Origin of the sequence: Undibacterium sp. Xuan67W, from assembly GCF_049340165.1 — a bacterium.
Lineage (GTDB): Bacteria > Pseudomonadota > Gammaproteobacteria > Burkholderiales > Burkholderiaceae_D > Undibacterium.
The window spans coordinates 69,201-81,082 of record NZ_JBMPPN010000012.1 but is presented as its reverse complement, the minus strand read 5'-3'; the positions used below and the strand labels follow the sequence as shown (position 1 = coordinate 81,082).

The 11,882-nt window shown below is 48.9% G+C and carries 13 protein-coding genes; 11 read left to right on the top strand and 2 right to left on the bottom strand.

The features are described 5' to 3' along the window. The first annotated feature begins 240 nt into the window (after positions 1-240). The 7 genes from ACO0LE_RS12395 to ACO0LE_RS12365 all read left to right on the top strand — a co-directional run bounded on the left by ACO0LE_RS12395 (position 241) and on the right by ACO0LE_RS12365 (position 5,822). Positions 241-768 carry a GbsR/MarR family transcriptional regulator gene (locus ACO0LE_RS12395; RefSeq protein WP_354334858.1) on the top strand — a complete coding sequence of 176 codons (528 nt, stop codon included), beginning with the start codon at positions 241-243 and terminating at the stop codon, positions 766-768. A 76-nt stretch (positions 769-844) separates the two neighbouring features. Then, positions 845-1,267: a thiol-disulfide oxidoreductase DCC family protein gene (locus ACO0LE_RS12390; protein WP_422960661.1), complete on the top strand. Its 423-nt coding sequence runs from the start codon at positions 845-847 to the stop codon at positions 1,265-1,267. An 88-nt stretch (positions 1,268-1,355) separates the two neighbouring features. Next, positions 1,356-1,844 (top strand): cell division protein, encoded by a 489-nt coding sequence (locus ACO0LE_RS12385; protein WP_422960660.1) that lies wholly within the window; start codon positions 1,356-1,358, stop codon positions 1,842-1,844. Next, positions 1,841-2,380 carry a hypothetical protein gene (locus ACO0LE_RS12380; RefSeq protein WP_422960659.1) on the top strand — a complete coding sequence of 180 codons (540 nt, stop codon included), beginning with the start codon at positions 1,841-1,843 and terminating at the stop codon, positions 2,378-2,380. Before ACO0LE_RS12385 ends, ACO0LE_RS12380 begins: the two co-directional genes overlap by 4 nt. Then, positions 2,377-3,702 (top strand): SDR family oxidoreductase, encoded by a 1,326-nt coding sequence (locus ACO0LE_RS12375; protein ID WP_422960658.1) that lies wholly within the window; start codon positions 2,377-2,379, stop codon positions 3,700-3,702. Before ACO0LE_RS12380 ends, ACO0LE_RS12375 begins: the two co-directional genes overlap by 4 nt. Before the next feature lies 1 nt (position 3,703). Continuing rightward, positions 3,704-4,168: a DUF2269 family protein gene (locus ACO0LE_RS12370; protein ID WP_422960657.1), complete on the top strand. Its 465-nt coding sequence runs from the start codon at positions 3,704-3,706 to the stop codon at positions 4,166-4,168. Between the two features lie 268 nt (positions 4,169-4,436). Continuing rightward, a complete protein-coding gene (locus ACO0LE_RS12365) occupies positions 4,437-5,822 on the top strand; it encodes a M48 family metallopeptidase (RefSeq protein WP_422960656.1) in 1,386 nt (461 codons plus the stop codon). Positions 5,823-6,008: 186 nt separating this feature from the next. Here the strand turns inward: ACO0LE_RS12365 and ACO0LE_RS12360 are convergent, their stop codons facing one another. After that, complete coding sequence (locus tag ACO0LE_RS12360) at positions 6,009-6,986, bottom strand: peptidylprolyl isomerase (protein WP_422960655.1); 978 nt, start codon at positions 6,984-6,986, stop codon at positions 6,009-6,011. A 198-nt stretch (positions 6,987-7,184) separates the two neighbouring features. On the opposite strand from ACO0LE_RS12360, the gene ACO0LE_RS12355 reads away from it, so the two are divergent. Then, on the top strand, positions 7,185-7,676 hold the full coding sequence (locus ACO0LE_RS12355; RefSeq protein WP_422960654.1) for a pilin: 492 nt from the start codon (positions 7,185-7,187) through the stop codon (positions 7,674-7,676). A 307-nt stretch (positions 7,677-7,983) separates the two neighbouring features. On the opposite strand, the gene ACO0LE_RS12350 is transcribed toward ACO0LE_RS12355, so the two are convergent. After that, on the bottom strand, positions 7,984-8,214 hold the full coding sequence (locus ACO0LE_RS12350; protein WP_422960653.1) for a hypothetical protein: 231 nt from the start codon (positions 8,212-8,214) through the stop codon (positions 7,984-7,986). A gap of 298 nt (positions 8,215-8,512) precedes the next feature. Here ACO0LE_RS12350 and ACO0LE_RS12345 point away from each other — a divergent pair, with 298 nt between their 5' ends. The 3 genes from ACO0LE_RS12345 (at position 8,513) to ACO0LE_RS12335 (ending at position 11,878) form a co-directional block, all read left to right on the top strand. Next, complete coding sequence (locus ACO0LE_RS12345) at positions 8,513-8,875, top strand: antibiotic biosynthesis monooxygenase family protein (protein WP_422960652.1); 363 nt, start codon at positions 8,513-8,515, stop codon at positions 8,873-8,875. 446 nt (positions 8,876-9,321) lie between these two features. Continuing rightward, a complete protein-coding gene (locus ACO0LE_RS12340) occupies positions 9,322-10,095 on the top strand; it encodes a sulfite exporter TauE/SafE family protein (RefSeq protein ID WP_422960651.1) in 774 nt (257 codons plus the stop codon). A 76-nt stretch (positions 10,096-10,171) separates the two neighbouring features. Next, complete coding sequence (locus ACO0LE_RS12335; protein WP_422960650.1) at positions 10,172-11,878, top strand: nitrite/sulfite reductase; 1,707 nt, start codon at positions 10,172-10,174, stop codon at positions 11,876-11,878. The last annotated feature ends 4 nt before the right edge of the window (positions 11,879-11,882 follow it).

Below are 11,882 nucleotides of genomic sequence, written 5' to 3'. Positions count from 1 at the left end.
TGAGGTAATTTTTCCATAACGATAGCGGACCGCATCACGTCCGCTATCGCGTTATCCCAGCTCGTCAGCAGCAATCAAGCAGATAATTACCCCTAGCACTGGAATCTGACAGCAATACAAGCCTGACAAAAAAAACAGTAGCGAAATAGTACGTACGTAGCACAAAAACATCATAAAGCCATTGACGGCTGTTATTTTAAATTCTATTATTTCTGCAATGACAGAAATAAAGGAAATATCATGCAACTCACTCCCACAATGCAAAAGTACATTCTCCATTGGGGCGAAATGGGTACTCGATGGGGAGTCAACCGTACTGTAGCTCAAATCCATGCGCTGCTTTTTCTGTGCAACAAACCACTGCCAGCCGAGGATATTGCCGATACGCTAAATGTCGCCCGCTCCAACGTCAGCAACAGTCTGAAGGAATTACAAAGCTGGGGGCTGGTAAAAATTACCCATGTGCTGGACGACCGGCGGGATCATTTTGTAGCCTTGCAAGATGTCTGGGAGATATTTCGCGTGATCAGCGAAGAACGTAAACGCCGCGAAATTGATCCGACCCTGACTGTATTGCGGGAATGCGCCTTGGAGGCAGAAAACGATCCTGGATTGGAAGCGGCGACTAAAGCCAAAATGGATCAAGTGCTGGCTTTTTTAGAAATGCTGACCGCTACCTATGAAGACTATAAACATCTGCCACCGGCAACCTTGCAGCGCTTCTTAAAAATGGGCGGTAAGGTGGCGCGCCTGATCAGTAATGATTGATGCTCAAGCTTGCTCATGAACTAATCATGAGCAAGTAAAAATATCCGAAACAATTTTGACACAAGGAGCAACTAAAATGAGCGCCATAAGCACCCCAAAACTGACATTGTATTTCGATGGCAATTGCCCTTTCTGCGCGGCAGAAATGCATAGACTAAAAAATTGGAATAACGCTGGCAATCTGGCGTTTACCGATATCGCTGCCGGTGATTTTTCACCTGATTTTTTGGGGGTGACGATGCAGGCGCTAGGTCAGGAATTGCATAGCCTGACGGATCAAGGTGAGCTGTTGGTTGGGCTAGACAGTATGCTGGTCGCTTATACCTTGGTGGGTCGTGCATGGATGGTTGCGCCTTTACGCATACGCTTGCTGCGTCCTGCACTGTCTAGCCTATATCGCAGTTTCGCCCGTAATCGCTACCGGATGTCAGCCTTACTCGGTTACAAAATACCGGCCTGCGATGAAGGCGTATGCCGCAGAGAGAATCCGTTTCTATAATCGGTGTTTTATCTCCGCTTTTTTTTTCGCTTTTTTTTTCACCCGTTATTTCTGTCTATACAGAAATTAGAGACACAAAATGAATTCCATGACAAAAAACACAAAAAGAATCTGGCTAGTCAGATGGATGTACGCCGCTGCCGCGATGCATTTGTTGGTCGGGGCTTTACTGCCCTGGATCGCCAATGCGCCCATCTTTAATCACTACCATCACGGGATAGAACTCGCCTTCTGGGGTGATGCCTGGAATAGCCTGAGTGCACTGAGTGCTACAAGTACTTCGACGATTCGTGCCCAGCAAGTCTGGTGGATATCGCTGTTTGGGCCGACGGTGCAATCCACCGCGATCTGGATGGGCGCACTGGTCTATTTTGGCGATCAGCAACGTAGCAGCTTTGCCTGGAAAGCATTGATCAGTGGGATAGCCGTCTGGGCGCCGCAAGACATGCTGATCTCGTTACAAGCTAACTGCTGGAACCATGTCTGGGTTGACCTGTTCGCGGTAATCAGTATGTTACCGCCGCTGATCTGCCTATGGCGCGAGGATCAAACCACTTTGACAAAGGCAGCATCATGATTAGCATTCTATGGATTTTAGTGGCGCAAGGTGTCTTAGGTGCATTAGATGTGCTGATCAACCACGAGCGGCGCGAAGGCTTGCCGCAACGACCTAGCGCCATTCTGGAGCAGGCCATCCATGGCGCGCGGGAACTCTTATATGCCGTTGTATTTGCCGGTCTTGCCTGGTTTGAGTGGCACGGGATCTGGGCATGGCTGTTCGCTGGCATATTAGTGATTGAAGTAGTTCTGACAGCCTGGGATTTTGTCGAAGAAGACCGGACACGATCACTATCAGCAACCGAGCGTGTCATGCATCTAATGTTAAGCATGGGTGGCGGTGCTTATTGCGCCTTGCTGATCCCCATTTTGCTTCGATGGATAGCTTTACCGGATGCCTTGCATAAGACTCACTACGGTATCTGGACATGGATACTAAGTGCCATGAGTATCGGCGTATTCGTTTGGGGATTGCGTGATGCCTGGGCATCGTGGTCACTTCGCCCAGTCAGTGCCGCAACTTTCCGAGATTCTTACCACAGGGAGTTCGTATGAACATTCTCGTAACAGGCGCCGGCGGACTCATTGGCAGCCATCTTGTTGCTGCTTTACATGCAATGGGCAAGCGGGTCATCGCGGCCAGCCGTAGCAAACCTGCGGAGCTTCCTGACGTCGAATGGCATGCTATCAATTTTGCCAGCATGACCAGTGCCGATGCCTGGCTACCGTACTTACGGGAGATTGATGTGGTGGTAAATTGCGTCGGCATTATTCGCGAAGTGCACGAAGGTGACTTTGATCTGCTGCACTACGCAGCACCTGTCGCTCTGTTTGCCGCATGTGAACAACTTGGTAGGCCTCGTGTCATTCAAATTTCCGCATTGGGCAGCAAGGCAAACGCATCGACCGGATACTGGCGTAGTAAAGGACGGGCGGAAGACGATTTACGGCAACGTAATCTGACAGCGACCATCATTCGCCCCTCATTGGTATATGGTGACCAGGGTGCCAGCAGTACATTATTTCTGAGCCTTGCGACCTTGCCGTTGCTGGCAATGCCAATGGCTCATCATGCGCTGGTGCAACCCATTCATATCGATGATCTGACCAGCGTATTGTGTAAACTGATCTGCACAGAGGAAGAGGTTTGGTGCGAACTTGCAACTGTTGGGCCGCGCGCCATGAGTATGGCCGCCTACCTGTCAGCATTGCGCGACGGTATGAAGGCTGCCCCAGCAAAGGTACTGGAACTGCCACTGCCGGTAGCAAGGGTCGCCGCCGCCATTGCAGAACGACATCCTGCCAGTGCCCTGACACCAGAATCACTAATCATGTTGACCGAAAGCGCCGATGGCTCTAACACTGCCGATGCGCAAGCAATGACCAGCCTGCTCGGCTACGCACCACGCGATCCGGCAAATTTTACGAGAGCAGAACAACGCTATCCCGCCGTACTCAGCTGGGGCCTGCCAATGATGCGTATGACGCTCGCAGCATTGTGGCTGATCACTGCTTATGTATCGTGGTTTTGCTGGCCGCAACAAGAAAGCATGCACTGGTTAGCCGCCTGTGGCATACCGGCTCAATGGCAACAGTCAAGCTTACTGGCAGCAAGCCTGACGGATGCGACAATCGGTCTGGCACTAATGTTTTGCTACTGCCGCTGGTTATGGCCTTTGCAATGCGGACTGGTCGCAACGTATACGATAATCCTGACAATTTTTTTACCTGAATTCTGGCTACACCCGTTTGGACCACTGAGTAAAAATATTCCCCTGCTGGCAATCATGTTCGTCATGTGGCGCATCAGCGGAGCAACGCCCGAGCTGGCAATGCCACTGGTATCCGTTCACTCACCTCAAAATTCGGTTAAATAACATGGACTATCTCACCATCAAAACCCTGCATATTCTGTCCGCTACACTGATGTTTGGCACAGGATTCGGCACCGCTTTTTATATGTTCTTCACTAATCGCAGCGGCAACATAGAAGCCATCGCTGTGGTTACCCGATGGGTCGCTCGTGCAGACTGGTGGTTCACGACGCCAGCAGTGATTATTCAACCGCTATCCGGTTTCTGGATGATACGGCTCGCTGGATTTTCTCTTGATTCAGTCTGGATCGTCTGGTCGCTGGGCCTGTACATCATGGCAGGTATCTGCTGGCTCCCCGTCATCTGGCTGCAACTAAAGATGCGTGATATGGCAACGCTGGCCGCGCTCAAAAAAACGACACTCCCCGATCAATACTGGCGTTATGAAAAAATCTGGATCGCCCTGGGATTCCCAGCGTTTTCTGGATTATTAGTCGTGTATTGGTTGATGGTACATAAGCCGGTATAGGCAGTGAGCATGTAACATCATTTATCGCTAATTGGATATGACGGTAATTTTGTTCGAAAAACGGTGCGCTTAATCTGCACTCTTAATCTGCGCTCTTAATTTGAATACGTAAATTACGTATTCAAATTGCGTAAGCACCAAGTGCCCTGATTTTGTTGCCCCTCAATAAATTTTATTTTTTAGACAACAAATCTACGCTAAAATAGCGGCGAATTTTATTCACAAATCCCGCTGTCATCATTAACGAAGCCACATCGAAAGAATCGTAATGCAAAGCACTACACCTGATATTACGTCTGAAATTACGCCTAAAACAATCATCAGCACGCCACCAAAACAACGCGCTGATTTGATTCCTTACGCCAATGAAAATACCTTATTTATCATCATGGCAGTCGTTTCTGCACTAGGATGGATATTATTGACACTTTGTACTATCGGTCTGATCTGGATCATCATGCTGATGCTATATGTGGTTGGACTTGCTGCATTTTCGTATTTTATTTCTTACGTGCGAGGTAACGGTGTTCGTGTAACTGCAGAACAATTCCCGGATTTGCATGCACGCTTCGAGACTTGTTGCCACACGGTAGGCATGAAAAAGCGTCCTGAGTTTTATCTCGTGACGGGAAACGGCGTATTAAACGCCTTCGCTACTCGCTTCCTGCATCGCTATTACGTGGTTCTGTATTCAGAAATTATTGACGCTTTGGAGGACGATCCTGAAGCCTTGAATTTCTATATCGGCCATGAACTTGGCCACATCGCACAAAAACACCTGGTACATCACTGGTGGCTGGTATTTGCGCGCTGGATTCCTCTCTTGGGTAGCGCATACTCACGCGCCAGAGAATACACCTGTGATCAATACGGTTTGCTGTGTACCAATAACAAACGCAGTGCAGTACGTGCATTATCAGTTCTGGCCGCCGGCAGTCAACGCTGGAAAACCATGAATACGCAAGCCTATATTGAGCAAACAGCACAGACAAATGGGTTTTGGATGTCACTCAACGAGCTCACGGCCGACTACCCTTGGTTATGCAAACGGGTGGCGCGTATTCAACTTGAGCGGAAAGAAAAATTCCCTCGCCGGAATGTCTTGGCTTGGATCTTTGCTACCTTAATTCCAAACACAGGATTTGGTCTGATAGGAGCAGTCATTGTATACATCTATCTAGGCATTTTTCTGGTACCTATCGGCCTTGCGGCGTACAGTAGCTATTCTGCGAAAGAGAAAATTGCTGCTGAGCGTGAAGCGCAAGCACCCGTCAGAAATCAACTCAGCAAAGCTTATGATGCCGGTATGATCGCCGCCGAATTGGTACTGGAGAACTACAAACAAGAACATTTAGTCCCTGATTCATTGGACAGACTCGGCTTTAAAAATCCAGAGCCTGACATCATCAAGACGGCCTCTATTGACCCTCAAGCGCAAATCACCTTAGAACTTAATCCGCCATTGAACGACAAAATGCTCAAATTGACTTTATCGACAGACGACGATGATGAAATGATCTGGGTATGCACAATCAGCGGCAAAGTTCATCAAGCCGCGTTACCTGAAGGTTGTTCGAACCCCGACGCTGTCACAGAAAGCGATAGCAAATCCGAATCATCGTTATTTTGGAAACTGTTCTCGAAAATGCTGTGATTTTTTGAGTGTGTATTAAGGTCTCAGCTCGTCATCTATTGGCATCCATGCGCTACCAATAAATGATGGCCAATGACTACAAGTAGTTACTGACACCGCCAACACGCATAGTAAAAAAGCCTGAGAGGACTTGATGTTCTCTCAGGCTTTTTACAATCACCACTCGGCTTGGCATGACAAGTCTGGCTACTGCGCAGGACTCACCACCACCGGCACATTACACAGATCAATGTGCCCTGCCGGAACTTTATACCAGTCACCACCACGGTTACGCTGTGCCTCAACGATGGATTTAAATGTCGGTGTGTCGGTACGAATGATTTCTAATTTGCTGCGCTCGGCCTGGGGCACATCGGCGGCAATACGAATCGATGTTATTGGCGTCATTTCTTCTGGTTTTTCATAGAAGCCCAAGGCACCTTTACCACGTGGCATCGTGGTCAATAACTCCATGCCCTGCATCACGCGCCCTACCACCGTGATATTGCGATCTAACTGACGCGGTGCCTGACCGGTGATGACATAGAGCGAAGTTCCATCGCCGCTATTTGACTCGTTGCCACGAGCGACACCAACGGCCGCATAGCAATGCGCGAGCCAGGCGGTGCCGTTTTTCGGATCGCGCCCAGCAGGAAAACCATTGGCGTGTCCAACCTGAGGTGCATAGCCATCGACATCGGGTAAGTGCGTGAACGGAAGTTTTTTGTCGTATTTGACGGTAAACTCCGGTTCAAGATTTTTGCTGGCAGTTTTGACTTCACGCTTTTTAGCTGGATTTTCATCTTCGGGGTCTGCCCATTGCACGACATAATTTTCTTGTGAACGAACGATCGCCAGCCCGTTGAAATATCCCTCCCTGACCAGAGCTTTGATATTTTTCGCATGATTCGGCGCAAAGTCGGGTGCCAGTTCCATCACGACACGACCTTTTTCCAGTTCCATATATAAGGTATTTTCAGGATCGAGCGCGCGCCAGTCTGCGGCGCTGGAGGCCTTAACCAGGTCAGCCATTGCAGGTTTCGCTTTAGGTTTAGATTCTTCCGCAACCGCATACGAATGCGGCATCCATCCCAGAGTGCCGAGTAAAGTACAGACGATAAAAGGGACCGTCAAATAGGTAGATAAGTAAGTGGATGAGCAGCTAGGCTTGAGCGAACGACGCATGTAATGACTCCGGAGTATGGATGCACAATGAATGGAAAGCCGGGTTGATTGCTTTGTGAGCAGGCATATGACGGTACGCGATAGGCGACAATTTGTCCAGACGCAGAAAAATGTAGATTCTCACTGCTGAGCCATGCAGGAGGAGCGGGAACCTGAGTTAAACTATATTTAATTCAGCTCAACTGCCTTGATCCCAATATGAAAAAACTACATTCAGGATTTACCTTAGTTGAAATGATGGTCGTGATCGCCGTCATCGGGATACTGGCAGCGATGGCCTACCCTTCATTTCAGTACCGGATCATACAAAAACAAATCGAATCGATTACACCATTGACCGACGTCGCAAAAAAACCAGTGGCAGCAATATGGGCCGCGACACAAAAAATGCCTGCGGATAATGCGGCAGCCGGATTGCCAAGTGCCGACAAAATGGTCAACAACTTTGTCAGCAGCGTCAGCGTTACCGACGGCGTGATCAACGTAACATTTGGCAATCAGGCAAATGGCGTCATTAAAGGAAAAGTCCTGACCATGCGGCCAGCGGTCGTTGCCGATGCGCCTGTGGTTCCTGTGGAATGGGTCTGTGGCAGCGCCGATGTACCGGAAAAGATGACAGTCAAAGGCATAGACCAGACCACTATTCCGCCCGGGATGCTGCCGTTTAGTTGCAGGAAGCGTAGCAAGTAAGCGGGCGTAATAGGCAGGCTATAGGCTGGCGGTATTTTATTGAACCTCATGTCAAACCCGATCACTATTTTTCACGATTTTCTTGGTCACACTTCACCCTGGATATCCGGATGAATCTGGCTATGTTTTCTTTAACCTGAAAATTCGCCCGATGAACCGCGTTTGATCAACTTCATTCTCGAATGAATAAGTGAATGGATAAGTAGATAAATAGGTAGATAAACAGTAGAACACGTTTATTTTATGCGGCTCGCAGCCACATTTCAGCCGGAGAGCCGCATGATTATTGCGGATTCTGTTTCAGCTCTCACTGTCCCGATTTTAATTTAATGCATTGCGCATCCTTGTAAGGGCCGCTTGCCTTGTCCCAGCCTTCACCCGGCGAGGTTTGCGAACAGACCTCAGTCGTCTCGATTTTGCTGCGCCATTTGTACCAATCTGCAGGAGCGGCAGATATTGCAACCGGAACAGACAGGCAAAATACAACGATCAACAGATTGCCGATTTTTTTCATTGAATTTTTTACTACGTTTTTCATTGCATTTATCATTATCCACAGCGCCTTTGATCTGTCCTGATCATAAGAACGGCTATCATCACTAGCGCTGGAGGACTTGTTGTGCCAGAGAGCTTTTGGCAAAATTGACCGCTGCTTGAAACTGCACCGCGTCATGAACACCTGCAAGTTAGCGACAAATCCAGTAATACATTATACGTTCGATATTACTGAAGGCAGTTTTCGCTGCCAATCGCGGCAAGGAATCACGTACCATAAACTCACAGACAAGAACCATGCACGCACCAACCCACTCATTTTTTTATCTGCGAACACGACAATGACAACCAAGACACCTCAGCCTGGTGCAGTAATGACGGAACGTTGTCCGGGTTTCGCCGTGCTATACCGCTGGCGACTGCACCCGGGATCAGAAGCCGGATTTATTGAAGCCTGGACACGTATTTCTGAGCTGTACCTGACTCAACGCGGCTCACTGGGATCGCGCCTGCACAAAGGCGACGATGGAATCTGGTATAGCTACGCACAATGGCCTAGTGCCGCAGCCAGGGATGCTGCTTTTGCGAGTGCCTCTTTAGATGCAATGGCGGCGGCGCAAATGCGTGTTGCAATCGCCGAGAGTCTGCCAGAAGTGATATTGGCGCCGGTGTCAGATTTGCTCAAGCTGGCAAATGAGGCCTAGCTTGAGCAATAAGACTTGAACAGCCGAGATGATTGCCACGAATATTATCCATTGACTATTCAGGACTTACGCAAAACGATCAGTGACTTACCGCCAGTCACATTGAACCCGCAGACTTGACGCGGCTTACAAAGGATTTTCGTGCCAAAAGGCGCACTCAGCTTAGGGATTCGCTCACGGATTCATTTAGGGAATTTTTAACAAGCCTTTAATCGATATTTTCTGGAGCCGCTTACTCCTGCCTTTTTTCTAAGTGTCTCATTATCTTTGTGTCGCTGGGGTAAGCGGTATTGGTTTTTGCGCAATTTTTACTATTTATTCATGTCGACATCGGTATTCTTGAAACAAATTTACTTATATCAAAACCACATATAAGCAAATAAATACTAAGTAGTTTGGAATAAAGCCCTTAGCTATTACGATTCCTCCTCTTAATGTGAGGTGGTATGACTTTAACCTATGTGATTTCTGGATTTGCGGTGGGTACGCTGGTCGGCTTGACTGGAGTAGGCGGCGGATCATTGATGACGCCTTTGCTGACCTTATTGTTCGGCGTGTCGCCTAGTGTCGCCGTCGGCACCGATCTAGCTTTTGCATCGATCACCAAGGCTACCGGCACATTCACACATCGCTTGCGCGGTACAGTGGACTGGCATGTTGTGCGTTTGCTGTGCTATGGCGCATTGCCTGCGGCGTTGATCGCCACGCTGAGCCTGAAGTATTTTGGCACGCTGAATAAAGAAATCGGTCAGGTAATCCGCTATTCCATTGCCGGATCTGTCTTGCTGACTGTCATCGCATTGCTGTTCAAGGCTAAAATGTTAGCTTGGCTCAATCGTCATCCGGAAAAACAATTGCATGGCACGTCCTTGGCCGTAGCGACAATTGTTTCCGGTGCTTTGCTCGGTACGCTGGTTACGATTTCATCGATCGGTGCAGGCGCGATTGGTGCGACTCTGCTGGTGATGCTGTATCCGCGTATGTCAGCAGCACATATCGCCGGGACAGACATTGCCTATGCGGTACCGTTGACGGCTATCGCTGCGGTAGGTCACTGGTGGCTGGGATCGATTAATTGGGAATTACTCGGGACATTATTGCTCGGCTCTTTGCCAGGTATCACAATAGGATCCATGGCTGCACGCGCTGTACCAGAAAAATTTTTACGCGGATTGCTTGCCACGACACTGACGCTGGTTGCTGCCAAGCTGGTTCTATAAGCTGCCGTCCGCAATTATTTGCAACGATTGTTTATCATTATTTCGTCACCCTTCAAGCGAATTTTAGGATTAGATTATGTATCGCTACGATCAACACGATCATCAAATCATCAAAGAACGGATTGCCCAATTCCGTGATCAGGTAAGTCGCCGGATTTCAAATGAGCTGTCTGAAGATGAGTTCCGTATCCTGCGCTTGCAAAACGGTTTATACATGCAGCGTCACGCTTATATGCTGCGTGTGGCGGTTCCCTACGGCATGCTATCGTCGGCGCAAGTACGTAAATTTGCGCATATCGCGCGCAAATATGATCGTGGCTATGGTCACTTCACGACGCGTCAGAATATTCAGTACAACTGGATCAATCTCGAAGACACACCAGATATTCTGGAAGAATTAGCCTCGGTAGAAATGCATGCCATCCAGACCTCCGGTAACTGCATGCGCAATATTACGTCGGATGAATTTGCCGGTGTGGCTGCGGACGAAATCATTGATCCGCGTGCCTATGCTGAAATTTTGCGTCAGTGGACGACTTTCCATCCTGAGTTCGCTTACTTACCGCGTAAATTTAAAATCGCCATCAATGGATCGAAAGAAGATCGCGCCGCGATTGCGGTGCATGACATTGGTCTGACAGTCGTCTATAACGAAGCTGGCGACGTCGGCTTTAAAGTCATGGTCGGTGGCGGCATGGGGCGTACACCTATTCTTGGCAGTGTCATACGTGAGTTCTTGCCATGGCAGCATGTGATGACCTACCTGGAAGCGATCCTGCGTATTTATAACCAGTATGGTCGCCGCGATAATATCTACAAAGCACGTATCAAAATTCTGGTGAAAGCAATCGGCGCTGAAGAGTTCGCCCGTCAGGTGGAAGAAGAATGGCAAGACATTAAAGATGGTCCTGCCACATTAACGGAAGCCGAATTAAAACGCGTCGCCAGTTACTTCACGACACCGGACTACGAGACCTTAGCCGCCAGCGATGCGACATATGAACAGCATCTGGCGGACAATAAAGCCTTCGCCAACTGGGTCAAACGTAATGTGAAACCGCACAAAGTTACTGGTTACTCTGCAGTTGTTTTATCCCTGAAAAAGCCCGGTGTGCCTCCGGGTGATGCGAGTGCAGAACAAATGGATTTTGTGGCTGATCTGGCGGATCAGTTCAGCTTCGGTGAGTTGCGTGTTACGCATGAACAAAATCTGGTGTTGTCTGATGTCAAGCAGTCCGATTTGTTCAAGGTATGGCAAGAAGCCAAGGCACATGGTCTGGCAACGCCGAACATCGGCTTGCTGACCGATATGATCTGCTGCCCGGGCGGCGATTTCTGCGCGCTGGCGAATGCTAAATCGATTCCTATCGCACTGGATATTACCGATCGTTTTAATGACCTCGACTACCTGCATGACATTGGTGACATCGAATTAAACATGTCCGGGTGTATCAATGCCTGCGGCCATCATCACGTCGGCAATATCGGTATTTTAGGCGTAGATAAAGATGGCAGCGAGTGGTATCAGGTTTCTATCGGTGGCGCTCAGGGCAATCATGCGGCTATCGGCAAAATTATCGGCCCGTCGTTCGCGGCTGGCCAAATGCCGGAAGTCATTGCCCGCATCATTGAAGTGTATGTCAGAGACCGCCTGGAGAACGAACGCTTTATCGATACAGCCCAGCGGCTGGGAATTGCGCCGTTCAAGGAATACGTCTATGCCAGTCCGATCAAAACCACAGAGCATCATGGCGAAGATGCTGGCTCTGCTGTCACATATTAAATCC